A 23897-nucleotide genomic window follows, 5' to 3' on the forward strand; every position below is an offset into this window, starting at 1 on the left:
AAACTATGCCCCCTCCCTTGCCATCATATCTTTAGACTTCAACAAGGAGCAACTGTCCTTACTTATTTGTGCACCAGCATCAATATGGGTATCTTTACTAATACGAACTTTTTGCCCTATAACAGTAATCTTTTTTCCCTGATTGCTGCCTGTTCCAATACAAACATTGTCTTCTATGGTCACATCTTCTCCAATGATTGCTTTTTCAATGGTGACGCCTTTGCCAATGTAGGCGTTACCCATAATAACAGAATCCTTTATAACAGTTCCACTTCCTATATACGCTCCTGTAAAAATAACTGTATTATTAATTTCTCCAAAGATTTGGCACCCATCTGTAACCAATGATTGTTGAAGATTGCCAGATTCAGCAACATACTGAGGTGGTTGACTGGTATTGACAGAATAAATCCTCCAGTTCCTATCAAAAATATCTAATGGTGCCTTTTGTAAAAGTAAGTCCATATTAGCCTGCCAAAAACTTTCTATGGTTCCTACATCCTTCCAATAGCCATCAAAGTGATAGGTATAAAGCTTTTCTCCCTCCCTCAACATTTTAGGTATAATGTTTTTACCAAAGTCATTATGGGATTTTCTATCTTCCTCATCCTCTATTAAATGTTTCTTCAATTTTCTCCAGTTAAAAATATATACGCCCATAGAAGCCAAATTACTGATAGCTTCCTTTGGTTTTTCTTGAAACTCTACAATCCGTCCCTTTTCATTGGTATTCATAATACCGAATCTATGGGTTTCCTCCCAAGGCACTTGAATCACCGAAATAGTAGCATCAGCATTTTTTCTCTTGTGCTCCTGCAACATAAGAGCATAGTTCATTTTGTAAATATGATCTCCCGATAGTATTAGTACATACTTAGGGTTATAATAATCAATAAATGCCATATTCTGATAAACTGCATTGGCTGTTCCTTTATACCAGTGCCCCCCATCACTTGTAACATAAGGAGGTAATACGCTTACCCCTCCCCCTTCTTTATCTAAGTCCCAAGGCCCTCCAATTCCTATATAAGAATTTAGAACCAGTGGTTCATATTGTGTTAAAACCCCTAATGTATGAATCCCTGAGTTTGAACAGTTACTTAGGGTAAAATCAATAATCCTATATTTCCCTCCGAAGGGTATCGCAGGTTTTGCTATATTCTTTGTTAACAGTCCTAATCTACTTCCTTGCCCTCCAGCTAAAAGCATTGCAACACATTCTTCTTTCAAAAAGTCTCCCTCCTTTAACTGTTTATCACCTTGTTACTTTTTTCAAACTACAAACTTTTTTCTACCGTATCCTCCCACAAAGAAACCGAGTCTTCACTTACCAGCTTAATAAATAAGGTAGCCAAAGGCGGCACTTCTACTTCCAAGGAATATTGTTGTTGATGCCACTTTATATTGTCAGCTGCTAACTCTTGCCTATTTGTCATTCCTGTACCTCCGTAAATTTCTAAATCGCTGTTGAAGACTTCTTTATATATGCCCCTCACTGGAACACCAATTCTATACTTATGCCTTGGTATCGGTGTGAAGTTGCAGAGAACAATGGTAAAGCTTTTCTCCTCTTTCCTCATGAAGGTGATCACACTTTGACTATAATCATGGGGATCAATCCATTGAAAACCTTCTGTGGTATGGTCTTGCTGCCAAAGATTTTTTTCTTTTCTATAAAATTTCAGAAGATCTTTTACATAATATTTAAGTTTATTATGCATATCGTAATTTAATAACACCCAATCTAAACTTTTATTGAAATCCCACTCGATAAATTGACCGAATTCTGTCCCCATAAACATAAGTTTTTTGCCTGGATGCCCCATCATATAACCATAGTAAGATCTTAAATTAGCAAACTTCTGCCAATAGTCTCCTGGCATTTTATTTAATAATGATTTTTTACCATGCACTACTTCATCGTGGGATAAAGGCAAGAGAAAGTTTTCTGAAAAAGCATATACCATTGAAAAAGTAAGGGCATGATGATGCCACTTTCTATGTATAGGATCCATCTCCATATAGCGTAATGTATCGTTCATCCATCCCATGTTCCATTTATAATTAAATCCTAATCCCCCGATATAGGTGGGTGCTGTTACTAAAGGCCACTGAGTGGATTCTTCTGCCATCATAAGGGCATTAGGAAAGTATTGAAATACTGTTTTGTTTAACTTCTTGATAAATTCTATGGCTTCTAAGTTTTCTCTTCCTCCATATTGATTGGGCCTCCACTCCCCTGAGTTTTTGCCATAATCTAGGTACAGCATATTGGCTACTGCATCTACCCTTAGTCCATCAATATGATAGACATCTAACCAAAACAAAGCATTAGATATTAAAAAACTATGTACTTCTAACCTTCCTAAATCGAAGTTCAAGGTACCCCAATCTTTGTTATTTGCTTTTATAAAATCTTCATATTCATAAGCATGTTTACCGTCAAATGCCATTAAACCATGCTGATCTTTGCAAAAATGTCCCGGTACCCAGTCTAAAATAACACCTATACCTTTTTGATGAAGTTTATCCACGAAATACATAAAGTCATGGGGAGTACCATAACGACTGGTAACAGCATAATAGCCTACAACTTGATAACCCCAAGACCCATCAAAGGGATGTTCCATAATCGGCATAAGCTCTACATGGGTATAACCCATCTCACAGACATAGTCAGCTAGTTCATCTGCTATTTCCCTATAACTATAGAAATCTCCATTTTCTTTTCTCTTCCAAGAACCTAGATGTATTTCATAGATCACCATAGGTCCCTGCAAATTATTTTTTTTACACTTATTCCTTTGCCATACTTCATCCTGCCATTTGTATCCCTCTAATGGATACACCACGGAAGCTGTATTAGGTCTTACTTCTCCATAAAAACCATAAGGATCGCTCTTTAAAAGCCTCTCACCATCATCAGTATGTATCTGGTATTTATATAAATCTCCCTTCTTCAATCCTTCTACAAAAATTGTCCAAAGAGATGAGTCTTTGCTTCTTTCCATCGAATGATTCTTTCCCTGCCACTGATTAAAGTCTCCCACCACTTTGATTTCTTTTGCATTTGGTCCCCATACAGTAAAACGTACCCCCTTCTTACTCTCCTCCTCTGTCAAGTGAGCCCCCATCATCTGGTAGCTTTGAAAATACGTTCCTTCATGAAATAAATAAATATCACGATCCTCTTTGGAATATTTTTTCATTTTGCTGTCCCCCACTTATCCCTTTTATTTTTCTCCCAACTGCCTTCTATAATAAAAATTTACTTCCGTAGGTATCTTATTAAACTTATTGGCAAATCATTCATTATATTTTTGTTAAACTTTTAAAACCTTCTTATTTAGGCTTGTTTAGAGGCATTGAAATTTTTCTCTATCCCTTGGAATACTCATCCAGAAGAACTCGGTAATAATTGTATTATTTTATACTTATAATAAACTATCGTTAGCGTTAACTTAAAATAATTATTACTAAAATTCTCTTGAACTGTCATCCTGAGCGTAGCGAAGGATGACAAATTATGGATTAAGTTAACGCCTATGAATAAACTATTGAAAATGATAATAATGAAGAAATTACGTAAAATATGATGGGAGGAAAAGTTTTATGTTAAATATTGATTGGGCAGAATGGCTAGGATATTCAGCTTCTATTTTAATTTTAATTTCTTTGTTGATGAGTTCTATTGCCAAATTAAGATGGATCAACTTAGGAGGTTCTATCTTATTTTCTCTTTATGGTTTTCTCATAGGTGCTTTACCAGTAGGTATTGTGAATTTATGTATCACCATCATTAACATTTACCACTTAACGAAAATCTATAAAGTAAAGGAGTATTTTCGAATACTTCCTATCAACCCTGATTCTGAATATCTTCAATACTTTTTTAGTTTTTATAAAGAAGATATAAAAAAGTATCTTCCTCAATTCAACTTTCGTATTGCTGAAAACAGTGTAGGATTTTATGTTCTTAGAAATTTAGTACCTGCTGGAATTTTTTTAGGAGAAAAATATGAGGAAGATGCTCTCTTGGTACAGTTAGATTTTGTTATACCAGAATATAGAGACTTTAAGATAGGAAAGTATATTTATGAAGATCAGAAAAACTACTTTTTGAATTTAGGTTATACCTATTTGTATAGTCATGCAATAACTGAGAAACACAAAAGTTATTTGCTTAAAATGGGTTTTAAAGAAGTTATAAAAAATAACAAAAAAATGTTTGTAAAAGGGATTTCTTCTTCCGAAAAGTAAATAATACACTATAAAACTATCTTTTTCTTTTAATACCTTTTAAAAAACAACTGAGGTGATTCCTATATTTAGAAAAGCCATTCGTCTATTAAAATATTTTAAATATTCTCCAGTAAATCGCCATCTTTCTCCTGAACATCCACAAGCAAAGAAGGAAAAACTACCTTCTACTATGGAGGGGATTGAGGATCGCCTTAAGGAATTTTTTCATAATAATGAAGGCTTGATCATTCGGCCCTTCAAGATCAAAACCTATAAAAATCATAAAGCCTTTATTGCTTATATTGACGGTCTCATTCACATGGAAGCTATAGAAGATAATGTACTAAAGCCTTTGATGAAGGAGGATATTACACAACAATTACATTACATCACCTGCAAAACAATTGCAGATACTTTAATAAGTGAAGTGATTACCTCTGTTAACTCCTTCACAGTGAAACAGCTAGATGAGACAGTTTTCCAGTTATTAAAGGGAGCAGCCATTGTCTTTATTGAGGATTCTCCCACTGCTATCGTCGTTCCTGCCCAAAACTGGGAAACAAGAAGTGTAGCAGAACCTTCTGGGGAAGCTGTCGTACGGGGTCCTAGGGAGGGTTTTAATGAAGATTTGTACACCAATATCACATTGATTCGTAGAAAAATGAAAAACACAAAATTAAAATTTGAATTTATTACCCGTGGCATTTATTCCAATACAGAGCTGGCTATTTGTTATATAGAGGGTCTGGCAGACGAAGAGATCTTAAGGGAATTAAAGGCTCGTATAGAAAGAGTCAGCATAGACGCTGTTTTAGAATCAGGTTATATTGAGGAGTTTATAGAGGATCAGCCCCTATCACCTTTTCCCTCTGTAGGAAATACAGAAAAACCAGATGTAGTTGTAAGCAAGATTTTAGAGGGCAGAATTGCTATATTATGTGATGGTACTCCCTTTGCCCTCACAATTCCCCATCTTTTCGTTGAGCACTTGCAGACCAGTGAAGATTATTATATCCGATGGGGGTATGCCTCTATGTTGAGAATTCTACGGTTTTTAGCTCTATTTATTACAGTAACACTGCCGGCTTTTTATGTAGCTGTACAAACGTTTCATCAAGAAATTATACCCTTTAAACTGTTTTTGTCCATTGCTTCTGCAAGAGACGGTATACCTTTTTCTTCTTTTACCGAAGCCCTCATGATGATTATCATCTTTGAGTTGTTGAAGGAAGCAGGTATTCGTATGCCTAGACCTGTAGGACAAGCCATCAGTATTGTAGGAGCTATCGTATTGGGACAAGCTACCGTTGAAGCAGGGATAGCCAGTCCTTTAATGGTAATTGTTGTAGCTCTGACTGCCATTGCGGGATTTGTTGTTCCAGCACTTGATGAGGCTATTTTATTATCAAGGGTTCTTTTGTTGGCTTTAGCCAGCATCGTAGGTTTTTATGGCATTGTTTTTGGCTTGGTTATGATCTTTGTTCACATATGTAATTTAAGATCCTTTGGCATGGAATATCTATATTCTTTAACCCCCACCCACTATAAAAACTTTCAAGATGCTTATATTCGTGCTCCTCTTTGGAGTATCTTTATAAAAAGAAATCATTAGTGTTAACCTAAAGCATAATTTGTCATCCTGAAGGAAGCAAAGGGGAGTCGAAGGACCTTAGCATTAGCAAAATAATAGTTCAATAAGATTTTGGAAATAATTGTATTAATTTAACCCTTATGAAAAAGAAATACAAAGTGCCATAATATTAAGGGGGTATGAGCTTTAATGAAAAAGATAAGTGTATTTATTATTTTTATAATGCTACTGCTACTTCTTACAGGTTGTTGGAACCAGAGGGAAATAAACGATTTAGGTATCGTTATCGCTATGGGCATTGATATAGTAGAGGAGGATAATATAGCGTTAACAGTACAGATGGTAATGCCTAGAATGTTAGATAAAGATTCTGGTAAAGAAAATGCTATTGTTTCTTATACTGAGACAGGTTTAACTCTTTTTGAGGCACTAAGAAAAATTAACCTGGTCTCCAGTAACAAGCCCTATATTGGTCATATACAATTAGTTGTTTTTGGAGAAAGCCTTGTTGAAAAAAACCTCCAACATGCTGTTGATTTTTTAGAAAGAGATCATGAATTTAGAACTCAGGCCTTAGCTGTTGTCACTAAGGGTATGTCTGCAAAGGAGTTGCTGGAGATAGGAAGTCTTATGGAGCTTTTACCCGCTGTCCATATCGTAGACATCATACAAAATACTGAACATACAGGTACTTCTAGAAAAATGCTTTTATTTCAGGTTTTTGAAGATCTTAATAGACCTGGAAACCATTTGATTTTACCCACCATATCTAAAAAAACGGTTGAGCAGCCTAAGGTTGTAAGAGATCTTCGTATTGATGGTGTTGCAATTTTGCAGTATGGTAGGCTAATAGGTTTTTTAGATCCTCTAGAAACCAGAGGATATCTGTGGGTTATAGGGGAGGTAAAGGGTGGTATTTTAGTTGTTCCTGCTGAAGGAAGGAAGGGTGAATTGCTTTCTATGGAAATTCTTCGCACTCATTCTAAAATGGATGTACATCTTGTAGAAGATGTCTTTCACTTAACTGTTGAAATAGAAGAGGAGGGCAATATTGGTGGTCAGCAAAATCCAAAGGATTATACAGATCCCGAGGGCATTGCTTTTCTGGAAAATCAAAAAGAAAAAGTAATTTATCAAGAAATTGAAGATGTATTTTATATAGCTCAAAATGTACTGGGAACAGATTTTTTTGGTTTTGGTGAACTGGTTTATAAAAAATATCCCCATATATGGAAAGAAATACAAGGTGACTGGGACACTATCTTTCGAAACTGTCCTGTTGAAATTAGTGTTCAATCAAGAGTTAAGGGATCTGGACAAATACTGCGTCCCTCCCATAATCAATAGGTGGTGTTGTAGATGATTTTTTTTATTATTTTCATTCTGTTATGTTTAACCCTGTTGGATCTTCCTTTTCTGCTACAATATAATAAAAGTAATGTTACGATTACTTATCTTGCTTTGGTTCTCATAGGAATTGCTATCAGTTATATTGTAGTTCAAGAGGTTCCAGTCACTTCTCCTGCAGTGCTTATAGAAAAAATAGTAGTGTTTGTAATAGGGAGGGTGTAGTATGGTAAAACAAGTGCAAATATCCCCCATTCAGTTTTCCATTCTTCTTATGGGCTTTATACTAGGCAGCACCGTTATTATGATTCCTGGTAGTAATGCTCTTAATGATGCTTGGCTTGCCTATCTTATCGGATGGCTGGGGGGCTTTGTATTATTTAGTATCTATTTACTACTTTATCAAAGACATCCTAATAAGACATTGATTGAAATTCATCAGATTCTTTTAGGAAAGTGGATGGGAAATATTGTTTCTCTTTTATATTTATGGTACTTTTTACATTTAGGTACTTTGGTATTAAGAAATTTTGGGGAATATGCTATCACAGTAAATATTCCAGAAACCCCTTTGTGGTTTATGGTTTTACTTTACATTATTGTAATAGGTTATTCTGTAAAAAGTGGCTTAGAAGTAACCAGTCGTACCGCCGAACTAGTTGTTCCTTTTGTGTTTTTGTTTCAAATAGGGATTACCTTGCTGCTAATACCCCATTTTGATTTTGCCAACTTACGGCCTTTTTTGGGGAGAGGGCTAAGTCCAGTGTTTAGTGCTTCTTTTTCAGTGCTTACCTTTCCCTTCGGCGAAACTGTTGTTTTTATGATGTTATTTCCCTATGTAAATCAGCAAAAAAAACTAAAAAAAACCTTTATCTTTTCCTTTTTATTAGCAGGAGCACTGCTACTGATGGGGGTTTTTAGAGATATTACAATCCTAGGAGAAACTGGGATAGATCGACAAATATTCCCTCCCCACTTAGCCGCAAAGAGAATAGAGTTTTTAAATTTTGATCCCTTAATTGGCGTCATGTTTTTTGTGGGTGGTGGTGCAAAGGTTTGTGTTTGTTATCTAGCTGTTGTCATGGGTCTTGCACAGCTGACTAACTCTAAAGATCATAGGGTTTTTGTTTATCCTATTGGAATAATTCTCACTGGATTATCTCTTTGGATTTATGACAGTACTCCTCAGATGCTTCAGTGGGCAGTAGATATATGGCCCTATTATTCCATCCCTTTTCAAATTGTTCTTCCAGTGATCTTACTGATCATAAGTTTTTTGAAATCCTCCAATAAACAGCAGGTAAAGAGTTGATTCTCTTTTACCTGCTATAGAGCTTTGTTATTTCATAAATTTTTTTAGCCAATCCCTTCGTTAAAGTTTCTTTTCTCACCCTCCATCGCCAGTTGTCTCCAATGGTGGAAGGCGTGTTCATTCTCCCTCCACTGCCTAAACCTATAAAATCCTGTAATGGTGCTATAGCTAAATTTGCCACAGAACTCCATACTCCCCGTATAAATCCCCAGTGACATCCCTCTTCTTCATCAAGTTTTAAGTATTTTTGGGCAAAGGCTACATTTGCCTCTGGCTCCTTTTGTATCCATCCCATAACAGTATCGTTATCATGGGTCCCTGTATAAACAACACAATTTCTTATGTGGTTATGGGGAAGATAGATGCTTTCCTCATTAGGACTGAAGGCAAATTGTAAAACCTTCATGCCCGGATAACCACTCTCCTCCCTCAAGGTGATTACCTCTGGTGTTAGAAAGCCTAAATCCTCTGCTATAAAGTCCACCTTTCCCAATTGATCTTTAATGACATGGAATAATTTCATACCAGGCCCCTTCATCCATACCCCTGCTTCAGCCGTTTTGGCTCCATAGGGAACCGCCCAAAAAGATTCTAAGCCCCTAAAGTGGTCTATTCTTATCACATCATATAGCTTCCTACTGCCAGCAATTCTTTTGATCCACCAGTCATAATTCTTTTTTTCTAAAACTTCCCATCTATATAATGGATTCCCCCATAACTGTCCCGTCTTTGAAAAGGCATCTGGGGGACATCCTGCAACTTTTAGAGGTCTTTTATTGGTATCCAATAAAAAAATCTCGCTATTGCCCCATGTGTCAGCACTGTCCTCTGCCACATAGATAGGCAGGTCTCCAATGATCTTGATCTTTTTCTTGTTGGCATATTCTTTTAGTGCCCCCCACTGCCGATAAAATAAGAATTGTAGAAAAATCCAGTAATTGATTTCTTTTTCTAATTTTTCTTTATATTTATTGACAGCATCACTTTTTCTTAATTTGATTCCTTCCTCCCATTGATACCATGGCTTTAGATCAAAATGAAATTTAAGTGCCATATACAATCCATAATCTTCTATCCACTCCCTATGGTTTTGTCTAAAATCCTCTATCTCCTCCTTATATTTTTCTTTTCCTTTAAGAAAAGTCTTTTTTAAAAGCGGCAGTTTATTTGCAAAAACCTTATTGTAATCCACCTTTTCTTCATTGTTTCCAAAGTCTATGCCCTCTAAGTCTTGTTCTGTCAATAACCCCTCCTCCTCCAATAGCTTCAGATCGATAAACAAGGGATTGCCAGCAAAGGTAGAGAGGGATTGATAAGGTGAATCTCCATAACCAGCCATCGTTATAGGTAGTACCTGCCAGAACTTTTGCCCTGCTGCTTCTAAAAAGTCAACAAACTCACAGGCTTCTCTTCCGAGACTTCCTATACCATAGGGGCTTGGTAGAGAAGTAATATGCATCAAAATTCCACTGCTTCTATTTATCATTTTTCTTCTCCCTTTCTAAAGCACTGACATTTTATAGCGGAGTCATGGGGACGGTTCATCTGGCACGTATGCTTTTTATGTGCCTGAGGAACTGTCCCCGTGGCGTAGCGGATGTAACATATTTATTACAACTTAAATAGCTAAAGAAATTGCACAAGTCCCATTAATAATATTGTTTGGTAATCTCTATTTAGTACTCTAGTATCTTATTATTTTTTCCCTTATAATATAACAAACCATTGTTTATACAACTAGAAAATTTCTCAGGATTGTGCAAGGTTATGGTACAAATTAGGTATATATCTTTAAGCTGTAATTTTTATCATCAGCGCTAACTTAAACCTTTACAACCTTAATTTTTTTGTAACATATTTTACTTCCTTTAGTCTATAATAAAGAATTGCTTTAGCTGGCCAGCGAAATAGAAGGGATCGATATAATTGGATAGAGACTTTACATTGCTGTATGAAAAATACAAGCAACCTATTTTTTCTTATATATATTATCTATCACAAAATACCACGGAAGCAGAAGAAGTCTGTCAAGATGTGTTCTTAAAGGTATATCTAAATATTGATAAATTTGAAGGCCGCTCCAGCTTAAGAACTTGGATTTATCGTATCGCTAAAAATACCTTCTTAGAATACAAAAGAAAGACTAAAAAAGAAGTATTGATGGAGGAAATAACTTTATTAAACGATCCTCTGCTGGATGAAGCTTCTAGTCCAGAAGATTGTCTCTTAAACAATGAGGCACATATACGTATCAAAGAAACGCTAATGAAAATCAGTGAAAAACATAGAACCTTTATCATTTTAAGAGATATACAAAACTTGTCTTACCAAGAGATTAGTGAAATTACAGATTTAAAGTTAAACACTGTGAAGGTAAATATCTATCGTGCAAGAAGTGAATTTGAAAAAATTTATAAAAGATTGGAGGGACAATAAATGCCTTGTCCATACCAAAGTTTATTGCAGGACTATTTAGAAGAAGAACTTTCTCGTGAAGAAATGTTGAAAATGGAGGAGCATATTGATCTATGTGATGAGTGTCAACAGAAACTAGATACTTTGTTGGATTCCTCTTTAAAACTCCACCAAAATTCTATTGAAATTGATGATGAGGTATTGGTAGAAAAAATCAAAGCCCATCGTAGAGGTATTCGACGAATTTATGTGTATGGTACTTTAGGGTTTTTGCTAGGCTTGCTTTCCCTGTATTATACTTCCGACAGTTTTATCGTAACCAAAGCTATTATGGCTCTACCCTATAAGCTAGCAGAGTTTATGTTGGGGATTTTCTTCTCTAAAAATCAATTGCAGCAGTGGGACTTAATGTACAACCATTTTCAACGGGGAATGGGTTACTTTCCTCATCATCCTATACTAGGTCTTATTGTAGAACTAATAACCCCTGCACTTGTAGCCATGTTTCTTGCTATGATCATAGGCTATCTAACCAGTGATAAAAGGGTTTTTCAAAGAAAGAGAATTCTTCGATTTATCCTCTCCGGCATCATTGTTTTTATGCTGTGGTTTGGTGGAATCTATGGTATTTATAATAATACCCTGAACAAAATAGAAGCCCTGGAAGGAATCAAAACTGTCACCATTTATGAGAAACAAGAACATAGTACTAGTTGGCTTCTAAGAATCGATCAATACAACTTGCAAATAGAAAAATACCTTGACATTATTTCAGGTCTTTCAGAAGCTTCTCCTATAGGAAACTTCACTTCTATGAATTACAAAGAGGGCCTGCAGTTGCTTTTGCAATTTAAAGGGGGCGGTGAAACTACCAGCCATGTGGATATAGACACAGGGATTATGTTTATGCAGAACCACCGTCATTATCAGTTGTCAGAAGAAACACGTTTACAACTCTTAGCAGTAGCAAGGGAGGGGAAGTAATGCATATAAAAGTTGATAAGATCATTGCCGTATGTGGAAGCGCTTTATTAGGCTATTACTTAGGACTATCTGTGTTTCGACACATACTGTGGAGTATCCTGCTAAAGACCTTACCGCCAATGAATACCCGTCATACACCTATGTTTTATACCAACATCATAACAGCTATGATAGCCGCCTCTATAGGTTACTTGCTTTATACAAAGTTTGTTGATAAGTGGTCTATAAGAAAATATAAAAAACAATATACCCTAGGTATAACTGCTTTACTGATCCTGCCAATAATTACTATGGGAAGCTTTCGTATACATGCAGTAAATATTGTAAAAAGTGCAGAAAGCACTACCCCTACAAGCCTTCATCTTCGCTTTGAAGATCCAAGGATAACCTTTGAAATTTCAGAAAACTCTGGGGTTGTATTTGGCAAAGGTATCAGATTACAAAACCAAGAGGATTTGCTAGAGACCTTCGGCAATGCTCTCCAACAGCTAATACTATTAGAAGCTTCTCCACAACCTAAAAACTCCCCGAATCGACATTTGGGCACTCTGTGGATAGACTACAGGCCTCAGGGAAAGTGGTATTCCAAAATCCTTACATGGACAAGGACTGGTTTTGAAGAAACAGCAGCTAATCAAAATTTTCTCTTTTATAAGGGAGTTGAATTAGAAGAGGTATTAGAGGATTTCAATGCCCAACTAGCCAGCTTAGCCAACTATACATCAGCAAAAACCCTTCACATAAGCCTAGTGGATGATAACTTGCATCAAACAGAGTTTTTACTTGAAGAAGATTTTGAATTTCTTTTAACAGGCATGGAAGCTGCTAGCAAGGTTTTGCCAGAAAGCAATATTATTTCTAAGTTCGAAAAGGTATGGAGGGGCGACCAGATGATTTCCGAAAGTGACAAAAATTTTTATGCTTTCTCCCTCAGTAATCAATCTGATAACGCCAGCACCTTAGAAGGTGGTATTTTTCTTGAAAATGTCATCTTATATGATGCCACAGAAAAGATAGCATGGTTTGAAGGTAATTATTATACAATAGACTTATCTTCCATTCTTTTAGTGCAAGAACTTTAACTAAATCATGCAATAGGGTGTTGAAATATGTTTCGTCAACACCCTATTTTTATAGACTTTATGTCAGCATAAAGATCATTTTGAACATCATCTCTTCATAACTTTGTAACTTAGCAGCTATTACAGGCTCCAGTTTTGGATGAATGTCAGGATGTTCTTTTTTGTAGATTTCCCAGGTTTTATAATACTTTGACTTAAATTTCTCTTCTTCAACTTCAAGGGGTTCATTCTTGTATTTGCTTTCTGAAGCCTTCGTTTCTCCAGGATAATCATACTTTCCATTTTCCGCCACATACTGAAGCACAGCCTTATAGTTTTCTACGTTTACGCTATCTAAAGTAACAGGGCTTTTATCAAAGGTAAAATAATATTTCCCACCGGGTGCCAAAATGTCCAAAAGTTCTTTTGCTTTATCTATACACTGTTGTTTTGTGGCAGTCCGCAAGTAGGTTAAAGGATAAAAACCTGAAATAATATGTTTCTTACCTAGTTTTTCCTTTACCAGCTTTGGATCACCAAATTCAAAATAAAACCTTGTATTTTCAGGAAGCTCGTAAAGATAATCTAGATATCTCATCCAATTATTCTCACAAAATATTAAACAGGGCTGACCTGCTTGGGCAAGCAGCTTCACCATTTTAGAAAATGTCGGCCAGTATAATTTTTCAAAATCACTGTCCCTTAAATAAGTACCCATATGTAAAGGTAAAAAAGTGTAGCCATACTTAGAAGGCACAGGAGGGATTCCTCTTTTGATCTGAGTGGGAAGTACAGCTTCACAGGCTTCTATTACTTTTTCGGGATTCCTCTTTACATCCATTGCAATGCCTTTGAAACCTCTTAAAAAATCTGTTAAAAAGTCAAAAGGAGTAGTTACTGACCCAATAGACTCTTTTGGCACTGTATAAAATCCATATTTTTCTATTAACTTTGCATCTATTTTTTCATAGGTTTCCACATAATCAAAAAATCCTTTAAAGGCTTTTGCCATCACCAGCGACCGTGTTATGGGGTCTGTATCTAATTCAGGATACAGCCTTGGAAGCACTTTTTCCATAATGCAGTCGTATGGGTTTTTAATAAATTCATCATATTCAATTGCTTCCATACCACCTACACCAGGGTGCTGTATAAATCCACTTGAACCCATGACAAAAGCCTTGGAACCTAGTATTTGAAGATGAGCAGGGTATCTTGAAAACCCTACAGGATAATAGTCTGAGCTTGTGATCTGACAAGCTTCATCTAAAGCTTCTTCAACCCCCTCTAGTGTCCATTGGGTTTCAGCTAAGGGAAGGCCTGCGTATTGGATACAAAATTCAATGGGTAAACTGGTATGAATCGGCACTCGTTTCGGTATTTTCCCGTCAAATAAGTCTTGAAATAATTGTTTTCTTTCTTCTTGAAGTTTTTTTACATCTTGTTGCATGGTCTAACCGCTCCTTTGTGAGATGGATTGATTAAATTATGTCTTATTTTATTCTTTTTAGCCCTATTTATTTCGCTATCTTCATTCTATCACAATAAAACATTATTATTATCACCATAATGAAATTTTTCTGAAAATAATGGTGAAATTCAAGCCCCGCTAACAAATCCGTTAACGGGGCTTTTCTTATCTATCTTTTGTTAGCCGAATTGCTTAGTTTGGGGAAGTTTCCACAGTTTTAGGTTTGGTGAATGCTATGACTAAAATAGAAATCACACAACTACTTAATATAATTCCTGCAGCTACTACCCAGGCGGCCTTTGGTCCTGTTAAACCAAAAATGCCAGTAAGAAAAGCTAATATAGGAGGTGAAGCAAATTGTCCTAAACCTTGCAGCGCCACATACAGGGAAAGGGCTACAGTAGATGCGGTTTTATGAGCACTCCTTACAATAGCAAGAACCAAAGTAGGATTATAGGTGCCAAACCCTAGGCCAAAAACAATGCTTCCTACAATAAACATTAAAAAAGTGTTTGCATTCAGTAGGATCAAGAAGGCAAAACCAATTAATCCAACAGCCAGTGATATGGTAAATCTTTTAAAGATGGCAGCTACTTTACCATAGATTAATCCTGCTACAAATGCTGCAGCAGTAAATACTGTAAGTACAGTACCCGCTTGAGCCGCATTACCTATCTCTCCTGAAGTCATTACTAATGCTACATTTGTCATAAAGGAGAACTGTAGTATATTAAAAAACGCATTGAAGATAGAAAATAAGTAGGTTTTGCGACTTAGTCTATTTTTAGGTATCTCCTCATCTGTTGTTGCGTTTTGTTTTTTATCATAATTCGGCAACTTAAAATGAATGAGTATAAATATAGGTATTACTAAAAGGAATCCTAAAAAAGCGTATCTCCAGTACATTGAAGCTAAGATACCACCAACCATCTGGAAAACTACCCCAGCCATAGCTCCTACCGCACTTCTATAACCCATTAATGTATCTCTTTCCTGCCCTTTAAATAAATCCGCTACGACAGAGGAAGCCATTGGAAATGATAGGCCAAAGCCTGCACCAAAAACAGCCCTCGTAATTAAGATAAAGGTCATGCCGCCTACAAAAGCAGGTAATATTCCACCCACAAAGGTTAGTGTCATAGCTAGATATAAAATTTTCTTTGGACGCATAAAACGCTCCAGCTGCCCACAGAGTAAGGAGAAAACCACCATCATTAAAGAGGGTAAAGAAGCAATTTGTTTAATTACCTCAGGACTTACATCTGGAAATGCTTTGGCTATTTCCCCAAGTGCTGGTGTAGTCATGCTTGTAGTATACATTAATAGTGCTATCGACAATACAGCTGCTTTAGTAAAAAAATCATGTTTCTTTTCTACCATCATATTTTACCATCCTCTCTTTTATTAAATTTATAGTTGTCTATTTCATAGAACTTAAACTTCCTAGTTTAAAGTAACATCGCCATCATTCTAAACATCATCTCTTCATAACTTTGTATCTTAGGCGCCATGACAGGTTCTAGCTTTGCATCCATTTCAGGATGTTTCTCCTTGTAAGCCTCCCAAGGGGTATAGTATTTGGATTGAAAAACAGGAATATCTTTGCTTACAGGCTTAACTTCTATTTTCTTTTCAGATGCTGCTGCTTCCCCTGCATTATGATAGTTTGTATTTTCTGCTACATACTTAAGCACTGCTGCATAATTCTCTACATTAATACTATCTAAACTAACTGGGCTTTTATCAAAAGTAAAATAATATTTTCCTCCAGGTGCCAATATATCAATTAATTCCTTAGCTTTATCAATACACTGCTGTTTTGTTGCTGTCTTTAGATACGTTAGAGGGTAAAAACCAGATATAATATGTTTTTTTCCTAACTTCTCTTTTACAAGTTTAGGATCGCCAAATTCGAAATAAAGTCTTGTGTTTTCAGGAAGCTCATATAAGTGATCTAAATATCTCATCCAATCATGCTCACAGAAAATTAAGCAAGGTTGACCTGCCTCTGCCAAAGCATGCACCATTTTATAGAAAGTAGGCCAATATAGATTTTCAAAATCCTTGGTTCTAAGATATGGCCCCATATGCAATGCAATAAAAGTATGACCAAATTTAGAAGGTGCAGGTGGTAGTCCCTTCTTAATTTGCAATGGAAGAGCTGCTTCACAGGCTTCTGCTACTTTTTCTGGACATCTTCTAACATCCATAGATATTTCTTTAAATCCCCTCATGAAATCTGCTATAAAATCAAAAGGTGTAGTTGCTCCAGAAAAAGATCCTCTTGGTAGGGTATGAAAACCATATTTTTCAATTAGTTTTTGATCTATCCTTCCATAGGCTTCTATATAGTCATAGAAAGCTTTGAAGGCTTTTGCAAATACCATTGATCTTGTTACAGGATCTGTATCTAATGCCGAGTATAATTTAGGTAATATTTTTTCCATAATACAGTTATATGGATTTTTTATAAAATCATCGTAGTCACTAACAGTCATTCCTTCTATTTCAGGATGCTGTATGAAGCCATTGGAACCCATGACAAGACCCTTTGAACCAAGAATTTGAAGATGTGTTGGGTATCTTGTAAAAGTTCCGGGATAGCAGTCTGCACTTGTCATTTCACATGCTTTGTCTAGTGCTAACTCTATATTTTCTAATGTCCATTGGGTTTCAGCTAAAGGAAGTCCCGCGTATTGAATACAAAACTCAATCGGTAAATTTGTCATAATAGGTACTCTCTTTGGGATTCTTCCCTCAAATAGATCTTCAAATAAAGCTTTTCTTTCCATCTGCAATTTTTTGGCATTTAACATAACAATCGCCCCCTTTTTATATTTTAACTTTAATGAAAAACTTTTTTATCTGAAAATTTTTAAGATTTAACTGTAGCATCTTCCAACTCTTCCTTGTTATAAAGAATTTCTGGATGAATAGATCTTTTGTCAAAAATATTACATAACACCATCGTTATTAAGCATGCTGGAAGTGCTAAATATATAATTTGGCTTACGATACGGAAAGAAGGCATCAAATTCCATATTAAGATGATCAAGATCCCCGTCAAAACCGTCCAAAAACATGTACTCTGCTTAATAAACTTAGGTACATAAAATATACCTACAACAATAAGTGCATAGGGTACAAATAAGGTAGCAAGTTGTAATAAAAATCCTAAAATACTGCTTATCTTTAAAGCCACTAGAAATCCTGTAATACCTGTAACTAATAGAAGTCCTTTTGAAACAACAACTTGTTTTATTTCCGACATTTGAGGGTTGATAAATTTAATAATTAAATCCTTTGTTATGATTGTAGTTAGCCCCATTAGAACCCCAGTTGCAGTAGAAACACTTGCTGCCCAAAGACCCGATAAAACAAAACCTGCAATCCAAGGACCTAAACTGCTTACCACCATTGGAAGCGCCATTGCTCTACTTTCCAGACCAGGAAATTGTGATGCTGCCACTACACCGAGAAAGGCTGCTAAAAATCCTATAGGTGCCATCAAAATAGCTGCTGCAATCATCCCTTTTTTTGCACTTTTATAGTCCTTCGATGCTGCTGTCACTTGAATATGAGCTTGATTTGGTGGCGTATTTAGCATCATAACAATAAACCATCCAAGGATAACAGAGAACCCTATTCCCTCAGTAAAATGTAACCAGTGATCTCCTACTGGCAGTGTCATTTTAATAGCTTCTAAACCATTGTACTGGTTTAAACTTGCTATTACTCCTATGATCAACCCTATATAAATCACAAGCACATTAATTAAATTTGATATACTGGCTGCTAAATAGCCCCCTATCAAAGCTATTGCTAAGTATAATACTAAAGATATAAACATTCCTGTAGTAAAGGAAAATACAGTTGGTAAAAGTGACGTTAAAATTGCTCCTCCTGCAATAATTTGCAGGGAATTTATACCAAACATAAATATAATTTGAACAATCACACTGATTAGACCATCTCTTGCACCAAAAATTTTAAGAAATATTTGACTGACGGTGGTAATATTGGTTTTCATCACCTTGTGTAACATAAGAAGTGCAAAAGTTAATGCACCTGCAGAACTAGAAGCAGTATACCAACCTGAAGCTAGACCCGCAGCATAGGCGTTCTCTGCCACACCTACGGTATTTCCTCCTCCTATACCTGCACCGGCCACCATCACACATACTAAATACCAAGGCAGACTTTTTCCTGCGAAAAAATAGTTTTTGGAATCCTTCTTGCTCATTAATCTCCTAGAATAAGTAGATATTAGAATTAGAGCTATCATATATCCAATTACTATAAGTAAAGGTATATTCATGGGGTCCCCCCTATCTTTTATACTTGTAGTTTTCGTCCCCTTATAGATCACACTGTAATCAGATTGTACTGAGTATACTCCCGCCCTTTTACATTATTTTGTTATAGTAATGTTTCTATAGGCGGGATTATCTCATTTTTTTCCAAATTAAACCTAGTAGCAGCAAAGTATTCTTTTGAAGCTTTATAACAGTAAAAACATAAGGTATTGGAATAAAGTATCTTCAAATCCTTGTAGCTTTTCTGCCCCAAAATCTGATACACTTGGATTTTGTGCTTTGTACTGCTCCCATGTTCTGTAGTACTTGCTCTCTATTTTTCTTGAAGGAAGAGCTTTATAATCTTTTTTATTAAACTGCATACCAGCTATTTCACTGGGATTGCTATATACACCATAGTCTCTAACACACTCTGTTACAGCACAGAAATTTTCCATGTTGATATCTCTAATGGAAAGCGGATTTTTGTCTAAGGAGAAAATATATTTTCCACCAGGAGCTAGTATATCTATCATTTCCTTCGCTTTATCCACACACTGTTGCTTTGTATGGGTTTTTAACATTGTTAAAGGGTAAAGACCTGTTATAATATGTTTTTTTCCTAATTTTTCTTTGATCAACTTAGGATCGCCATATTCAAACATCATGATTGTATCTGTAGGTAATTCATATAAATAGTCAAGATATCTAGTCCAGTCGTCTTCACAGAAAATACGACAATGTATTCCCATTGAGGCATACTCATCTAATAACTTTTTAAAACTAGGCCACCATAATTTAGCAAAATCCTTCTCCCTCATAAATGTAGGCATATGTAACGGTAAAAATACTGAGGCATAGTTTGATATGGTTTTCGGCATACCTTTTTTAAGTACAATAGGATACAAAGCTTCACAAGCTTCTGCTACTTTTTCAGGCATTCTTCTCACGTCCATACTAACACCTTTAAAACCTCTCAACTGATCCGCTAGAAAATCAAAGGGGGCTTCTGTAAATCCTCCAGCAGTAACTGGTACACCCGTATAATAACCATATCTTTCTACCATCTTAGCTGTAATCATCCCTGTTTCCATAAAGTCATTTCTATAACCTAGTAAACTTTTTGAAATACTTATTGCCGTATTGATAGGATCATTTAGATTTACTGCTTTGTATTGTCTTGGTATAACTTTTTCTAATAAACAATCATAAGGCTTTTCAATAAGATAATCATACTCTTCTGGTAACATACCCTCTACCTCAGGATGCTGGAAAAATCCATTTGAACCCATAACAAAGGATTGAGATTCTAGTGTTTGATAAAATGAAGGATATCGGAGAGATCCTCCATTTGGACAGATATCAGAGTATAAGGTTTGGCAAAGCCGATCTACTGCTTCTTCGATTAGTGTAGGATGCCACTGGGCCTCTACTAAATCAATTCCTCCAAACTCAGCAATGGGTTCAAATGGCAAACTGATATTTACAGGAACCCGTTTTGGGATTTTATTATCGTATACATCACGAAAAATACTTATTCTTTCTTGTTGTAGTGCCTTAACATCTGCCATACTCTTTCACCCACCCTTTACATATTTTTACACCTTTCACTGCGTTGGCAGCCAAAGCCCCTACCATCACATTCTCTTCCTGAAATTCTGCTACTAATTGTGATAAATTTCTCAACTTAATCATGCTACTTCCTCCCTCTTTACATAGTTCATCAACTTATTTCTATCTTTTCTCTAATACTCTTTCTATAGCTTTATAACAAAGCAATATCTATGCCAATTTTTTATTTTGTTATAAATTTATAATTTTCATTGCAATTACCAAGTTTCCCCTCTTCCCTATATCATCTGCTATCTTCATAAAACAAAACAAGTTGAGACAAAATGCCTCAACTTGTTTTGTGATTGAATACGTTTTCCTTATTTCTATCGAAGTGTAGCAAAATTACACATGTGTCGTAAAGCCACATTCGTAGTTGTTAGTATTCTATATTAAGCTTTTCTATTTTTCTATATAAGGACTTTCGATCTATTCCTAAATTTTTAGCTGCCATAGAAATATTTTTTTCGCTGTCATTGATGGCATTTAAAATAAGTTTTTTTTCATAAGCATCTAAAAGTGTCCGCAAGTCTTTTGCATGATCCTCATGGGTAGTAAAAACTTCTTTTGGTCTGTCTATTTTTTCAAAATCCATTTTATTTTTTGAATAGAAAATATAGGGAGGAAAAAGTTCAGGCGTTAAGGTAACTTGATGCTGGTCTGAAAACATCACAGCACATTCTAAGATATTTAGGAGTTCCCTGACATTTCCTGGCCAGTGATATGCCCCTAAATAATCTAGCACCTTAGGATCTACACCTTTGATATGCTTTCTTAGTTTTTTGTTTAAAGCTTTAATGAAATAACTAATTAAAATAGGAATATCTTCTTTTCTCTCTTTCAATGAAGGTATGTTTAATACAACAGTTGCTATTCTATAATACAAATCTTCTCTTAATATATTCTTTTTTACAGCCTCTTGAGGATCAATATTGGTTGCACTTATCACGCAGCATTCAATATCTATGTCCTTGTTACCCCCTATACGGCGAATTTTTTTCTCCTGTAGCACACGCAAAAGTTTCGCCTGCATTGTGAGGGGCATAGAGTTTATTTCATCCAAAAAAAGTGTTCCTTTTCCTACTTGTTCAAACAAACCTATGGTATTTTCTGCTCCTGTAAAAGCACCCTTCACTGTTCCAAATAAAAGACTTTCTATTAATGTTTCTGGCACAGCTGAACAATTAAAGGCAATAAAGGGCTCAAAAGTATAGAATCCCTCATTATGAATTCCTTGAGCAAATAATTCTTTCCCTGTACCAGTTTCCCCATAAAGTAATATATTAGAATTATAATTTGCAATTTTCCTAGCCTTGTTTTTACACTCTTGAATAGATACACTATTTCCGATGATGTCCTCTAAAGTATATTTAGTACCATTATTCAGATTCTTCACACCATCATCTTCGCCTGTATAATTTTGAAGTTCAAGGGGCTCTTTGACGAAAAAATCTAGGCTTGTTATATCTTTTCCAGTATAATAAAAGGCTTTATACTCTCCCTCTTCAAAGTATGGATAAAACCCTGCAATCACATGAAATTGGTTTCCAGTGGAGGAATTACCTATCATTTCAACGTTTTTTATAGGTTTTCTTGTTCTAATAATTTCATTTTTATCTAATTTAAAATTTGTTGGTTGTTTCCATAAATCAGACTCATGTTGTCCAATGGCTTCTTCCTTTGTCCAATGACTGTATTTTTCACTGGACCTGGAATAAACAATTACCTTCCCTTCTTTATCAACAGCATGTACAGCTTCACACATATTGTCTAGAATATTATCCATCAAGTTTATTTTAAATTTTAACTGTTGATTTTCTTCTATAAGCTCTTGATTTTTTCTAGTCAAATCTTCCACCATACTTTGAAGTTCTTTTATATCTAATGAGTTTTCATTCATTAGAATCTACCTCCTCTAGTTGATCTCACTATAGATGTGTAATCAATAAGAAAAACAAATAAGTCGCAGACAACCTTTACTTTTATAGGTATGTTATTCATCGTGTGAAAATTCACTAGATAAATATATCTTCATAAGAAGTATTCGATAATTAATAGTAATATCCTCCATAATCTTAAATAGCATCGCATAATAAATCAAAGTCAGGATACCCTAATAGCAGAAATAAAATATTTTATTTGGAGGAATAATGATGGAAATATGGAAGGCAAACTTAATTGAATCTATCAAGAAAATTGAAAATGCAAAAGATGATGCAAGATTAAGCGAAGACAAGTATAACGAATTAACAGAAGTAGTTGTAAGAATACAAAACATTATAGAAGATTAATAGCGGAGAAAGTTTTTCTCCGCTATTTTATGTATTTCTTTAAATGTTATTGAGGCTGATACATACCATGGCTTTGCATATAATTGAAAATATCTTCTCCATGCTGTTGCTCTTCTTTTTGAATGTGATTTAGAATTTGACGTACATTGGTATTGGTAAATTCAAAAATAGCTGTATTGTAGGTAGCTGATACATACTTTTCTGTCATCAATAGATCGTTACATAAATCAGCATCCATACTATTGTTGGCTGTGTTTTGATTTTGATTAGCACTTTGAATATTTTGTTGTGTCTGTTGATTTTGTTGTTGGCTTTGTTGCTGATTTTGTTGACCAGTATTAGGAATTTGACCATTGAGCAGTTGATTAATGCTATCAAGATGCTGTTGTTCCTGTGAAGCATGATCTTTAAATAACTGTTTCAGTTGAGGGTCTTGTGCTTGATTTGCATAGTTGTTATACTTCTTAATACACATCTCCTCGTGACTTTGTTGATCCTTCAAAAGCATGGTTTCTTTTTGTGTTAGTTGTATATTCATTTTAAACACACCTCCTAAGCCTATTGTGTTTCATTACGACAATTTTATTCAGGTAGGTGTCGGACCTTTTATTGGAACTTTATAAATTGCAATGTAAAATTTACAAAATCCTCTTGTTTTAACAAATAACCTGGCTTAGATTTACCCCTGTGACCTTCTGTTTCCCATTTTTCTAGAATGTCAAACTTCTTAATGATTTTCTCCAATTCTTTATATTCTAAGATTAATTTATTTTGCTGTACTATTTCTTCTAGTTGAGGATATTTTTTGATAGTCCTATAAATAAGGCATACCCCATGATAAATAACCTCAGTGTCAACATTTCTCTTAATAGCATCAAGGATGACGGGGATATATTCTTCTACCCTATCTGCTTCATCTGGTAGAGCTACTGTAGACTTAAAAATCGTTTGTACTTGAATGGGGTTTGTTATATTTTTAACTATGTCCATGACAAAAGGAAACAACGCCTTGGATCTAATCTTTTCTATGATTTTTAAGTAGATCATTTGCTGAGAAGTTCCCTTTTCTATGGCTTGTTGGAGACTCTTTAAAAACTCCTCTACTGTTTTAGGCTTTCCTATCATTTGCATGTAGGCTTTTAATGTTTTTTGATCCATTGCATCTGCCTTCATAATAATACTTTCCATTTCTTGCTCTAAAAATAAGTTTTGCACCTTCATTCCCCCTAGTATCAGAACTCTTTTATGTTATACTTTTTTATAGATGTCTGACTAAG

The 23897-nt window shown here is 35.3% G+C and carries 21 protein-coding genes; 9 read left to right on the forward strand and 12 right to left on the reverse strand.

Annotated features, from left to right (window positions below; genetic code table 11):
- Positions 1-3: 3 nt before the first annotated feature.
- Together CACET_RS16465 and glgB are read right to left on the reverse strand one after the other, a co-directional pair.
- Positions 4-1230: a glucose-1-phosphate adenylyltransferase gene (locus CACET_RS16465; RefSeq protein ID WP_082058148.1), complete on the reverse strand. Its 1227-nt coding sequence runs from the start codon at positions 1228-1230 to the stop codon at positions 4-6.
- A 47-nt stretch (positions 1231-1277) separates the two neighbouring features.
- Positions 1278-3209 (reverse strand): 1,4-alpha-glucan branching protein GlgB, encoded by a 1932-nt coding sequence (gene glgB / locus CACET_RS16470; RefSeq protein ID WP_044824250.1) that lies wholly within the window; start codon positions 3207-3209, stop codon positions 1278-1280.
- A gap of 403 nt (positions 3210-3612) precedes the next feature.
- On the opposite strand from glgB, the gene CACET_RS21010 reads away from it, so the two are divergent.
- The 5 genes from CACET_RS21010 to CACET_RS16495 all read left to right on the forward strand — a co-directional run bounded on the left by CACET_RS21010 (position 3613) and on the right by CACET_RS16495 (position 8492).
- Positions 3613-4260 (forward strand): hypothetical protein, encoded by a 648-nt coding sequence (locus CACET_RS21010; RefSeq protein WP_044824251.1) that lies wholly within the window; start codon positions 3613-3615, stop codon positions 4258-4260.
- Positions 4261-4315: 55 nt separating this feature from the next.
- A complete protein-coding gene (locus CACET_RS16480; RefSeq protein ID WP_144414797.1) occupies positions 4316-5854 on the forward strand; it encodes a spore germination protein in 1539 nt (512 codons plus the stop codon).
- A 168-nt stretch (positions 5855-6022) separates the two neighbouring features.
- Positions 6023-7180, forward strand: coding sequence for a Ger(x)C family spore germination protein (locus CACET_RS16485; RefSeq protein WP_044824253.1), 1158 nt, complete (start codon positions 6023-6025; stop codon positions 7178-7180).
- 12 nt (positions 7181-7192) lie between these two features.
- Entirely contained in the window at positions 7193-7405 is a 213-nt protein-coding gene (locus CACET_RS16490; RefSeq protein ID WP_044824254.1) for a hypothetical protein, read from the forward strand.
- A 1-nt stretch (position 7406) separates the two neighbouring features.
- Positions 7407-8492 carry a GerAB/ArcD/ProY family transporter gene (locus CACET_RS16495; RefSeq protein WP_044824255.1) on the forward strand — a complete coding sequence of 362 codons (1086 nt, stop codon included), beginning with the start codon at positions 7407-7409 and terminating at the stop codon, positions 8490-8492.
- Between the two features lie 7 nt (positions 8493-8499).
- On the opposite strand, the gene malQ is transcribed toward CACET_RS16495, so the two are convergent.
- Entirely contained in the window at positions 8500-9978 is a 1479-nt protein-coding gene (gene malQ / locus CACET_RS16500; RefSeq protein WP_044824256.1) for a 4-alpha-glucanotransferase, read from the reverse strand.
- 440 nt (positions 9979-10418) lie between these two features.
- Between malQ and CACET_RS16505 the strand changes: the two genes are divergently transcribed.
- The 3 genes from CACET_RS16505 to CACET_RS16515 are packed head-to-tail and all read left to right on the forward strand — an operon-like array spanning position 10419 to position 12973.
- Positions 10419-10928: an RNA polymerase sigma factor gene (locus tag CACET_RS16505; protein WP_044824257.1), complete on the forward strand. Its 510-nt coding sequence runs from the start codon at positions 10419-10421 to the stop codon at positions 10926-10928.
- Positions 10929-11891, forward strand: a complete 963-nt coding sequence (locus tag CACET_RS16510) for an anti-sigma factor family protein (RefSeq protein WP_044824258.1) — start codon at positions 10929-10931, stop codon at positions 11889-11891. It abuts the gene before it with no gap.
- Positions 11891-12973 (forward strand): hypothetical protein, encoded by a 1083-nt coding sequence (locus CACET_RS16515; RefSeq protein ID WP_044824259.1) that lies wholly within the window; start codon positions 11891-11893, stop codon positions 12971-12973. Before CACET_RS16510 ends, CACET_RS16515 begins: the two co-directional genes overlap by 1 nt.
- A gap of 58 nt (positions 12974-13031) precedes the next feature.
- Here the strand turns inward: CACET_RS16515 and CACET_RS16520 are convergent, their stop codons facing one another.
- The 7 genes from CACET_RS16520 to CACET_RS16545 all read right to left on the reverse strand — a co-directional run bounded on the left by CACET_RS16520 (position 13032) and on the right by CACET_RS16545 (position 22229).
- Positions 13032-14402 (reverse strand): uroporphyrinogen decarboxylase/cobalamine-independent methonine synthase family protein, encoded by a 1371-nt coding sequence (locus CACET_RS16520; protein WP_044824260.1) that lies wholly within the window; start codon positions 14400-14402, stop codon positions 13032-13034.
- A 213-nt stretch (positions 14403-14615) separates the two neighbouring features.
- Positions 14616-15806 (reverse strand): MFS transporter, encoded by a 1191-nt coding sequence (locus CACET_RS16525; protein ID WP_052661311.1) that lies wholly within the window; start codon positions 15804-15806, stop codon positions 14616-14618.
- A gap of 65 nt (positions 15807-15871) precedes the next feature.
- Positions 15872-17239, reverse strand: a complete 1368-nt coding sequence (locus tag CACET_RS16530) for a uroporphyrinogen decarboxylase/cobalamine-independent methonine synthase family protein (protein WP_044824261.1) — start codon at positions 17237-17239, stop codon at positions 15872-15874.
- 59 nt (positions 17240-17298) lie between these two features.
- Positions 17299-18741, reverse strand: a complete 1443-nt coding sequence (locus tag CACET_RS16535; RefSeq protein WP_052661313.1) for a sodium:solute symporter family protein — start codon at positions 18739-18741, stop codon at positions 17299-17301.
- Between the two features lie 183 nt (positions 18742-18924).
- A complete protein-coding gene (locus tag CACET_RS16540) occupies positions 18925-20289 on the reverse strand; it encodes a uroporphyrinogen decarboxylase family protein (protein WP_044824262.1) in 1365 nt (454 codons plus the stop codon).
- The gene (locus tag CACET_RS20625; RefSeq protein ID WP_158386119.1) at positions 20276-20413 is read right to left on the reverse strand and encodes a hypothetical protein; all 138 of its coding nucleotides are present in this window, start codon (positions 20411-20413) and stop codon (positions 20276-20278) included. Before CACET_RS20625 ends, CACET_RS16540 begins: the two co-directional genes overlap by 14 nt.
- A 295-nt stretch (positions 20414-20708) precedes the next feature.
- On the reverse strand, positions 20709-22229 hold the full coding sequence (locus tag CACET_RS16545) for a sigma-54 interaction domain-containing protein (RefSeq protein WP_044824263.1): 1521 nt from the start codon (positions 22227-22229) through the stop codon (positions 20709-20711).
- A gap of 253 nt (positions 22230-22482) precedes the next feature.
- Between CACET_RS16545 and CACET_RS20630 the strand changes: the two genes are divergently transcribed.
- Entirely contained in the window at positions 22483-22620 is a 138-nt protein-coding gene (locus CACET_RS20630) for a hypothetical protein (RefSeq protein WP_158386121.1), read from the forward strand.
- Positions 22621-22666: 46 nt separating this feature from the next.
- On the opposite strand, the gene CACET_RS16550 is transcribed toward CACET_RS20630, so the two are convergent.
- Both CACET_RS16550 and CACET_RS16555 read right to left on the reverse strand, forming a co-directional pair.
- Positions 22667-23158: a DUF892 family protein gene (locus CACET_RS16550; RefSeq protein ID WP_044824264.1), complete on the reverse strand. Its 492-nt coding sequence runs from the start codon at positions 23156-23158 to the stop codon at positions 22667-22669.
- A gap of 68 nt (positions 23159-23226) precedes the next feature.
- A complete protein-coding gene (locus CACET_RS16555) occupies positions 23227-23835 on the reverse strand; it encodes a hypothetical protein (protein WP_044824265.1) in 609 nt (202 codons plus the stop codon).
- Positions 23836-23897: the final 62 nt, after the last annotated feature.

Origin of the sequence: Clostridium aceticum (assembly GCF_001042715.1) — a bacterium.
In the GTDB taxonomy this organism is placed as follows: Bacteria; Bacillota; Clostridia; order Peptostreptococcales; family Natronincolaceae; genus Andreesenella; species Andreesenella acetica.

Bases quoted from the DNA above. Each gene is read 5' to 3' on its own strand.
- glgB (WP_044824250.1), bottom strand. From the start codon at position 3,209: ATGAAAAAATATTCCAAAGAGGATCGTGATATTTATTTATTTCATGAA.
- CACET_RS21010 (WP_044824251.1), top strand. From the start codon at position 3,613: ATGTTAAATATTGATTGGGCAGAATGGCTAGGATATTCAGCTTCTATT.
- CACET_RS16485 (WP_044824253.1), top strand. From the start codon at position 6,023: ATGAAAAAGATAAGTGTATTTATTATTTTTATAATGCTACTGCTACTT.
- CACET_RS16490 (WP_044824254.1), top strand. From the start codon at position 7,193: ATGATTTTTTTTATTATTTTCATTCTGTTATGTTTAACCCTGTTGGAT.
- CACET_RS16495 (WP_044824255.1), top strand. From the start codon at position 7,407: ATGGTAAAACAAGTGCAAATATCCCCCATTCAGTTTTCCATTCTTCTT.
- malQ (WP_044824256.1), bottom strand. From the start codon at position 9,978: ATGATAAATAGAAGCAGTGGAATTTTGATGCATATTACTTCTCTACCA.
- CACET_RS16510 (WP_044824258.1), top strand. From the start codon at position 10,929: ATGCCTTGTCCATACCAAAGTTTATTGCAGGACTATTTAGAAGAAGAA.
- CACET_RS16515 (WP_044824259.1), top strand. From the start codon at position 11,891: ATGCATATAAAAGTTGATAAGATCATTGCCGTATGTGGAAGCGCTTTA.
- CACET_RS16520 (WP_044824260.1), bottom strand. From the start codon at position 14,402: ATGCAACAAGATGTAAAAAAACTTCAAGAAGAAAGAAAACAATTATTT.
- CACET_RS16525 (WP_052661311.1), bottom strand. From the start codon at position 15,806: ATGATGGTAGAAAAGAAACATGATTTTTTTACTAAAGCAGCTGTATTG.
- CACET_RS16530 (WP_044824261.1), bottom strand. From the start codon at position 17,239: ATGTTAAATGCCAAAAAATTGCAGATGGAAAGAAAAGCTTTATTTGAA.
- CACET_RS16535 (WP_052661313.1), bottom strand. From the start codon at position 18,741: ATGAATATACCTTTACTTATAGTAATTGGATATATGATAGCTCTAATT.
- CACET_RS16540 (WP_044824262.1), bottom strand. From the start codon at position 20,289: ATGGCAGATGTTAAGGCACTACAACAAGAAAGAATAAGTATTTTTCGT.
- CACET_RS20625 (WP_158386119.1), bottom strand. From the start codon at position 20,413: ATGATTAAGTTGAGAAATTTATCACAATTAGTAGCAGAATTTCAGGAA.
- CACET_RS16545 (WP_044824263.1), bottom strand. From the start codon at position 22,229: ATGAATGAAAACTCATTAGATATAAAAGAACTTCAAAGTATGGTGGAA.
- CACET_RS20630 (WP_158386121.1), top strand. From the start codon at position 22,483: ATGGAAATATGGAAGGCAAACTTAATTGAATCTATCAAGAAAATTGAA.
- CACET_RS16550 (WP_044824264.1), bottom strand. From the start codon at position 23,158: ATGAATATACAACTAACACAAAAAGAAACCATGCTTTTGAAGGATCAA.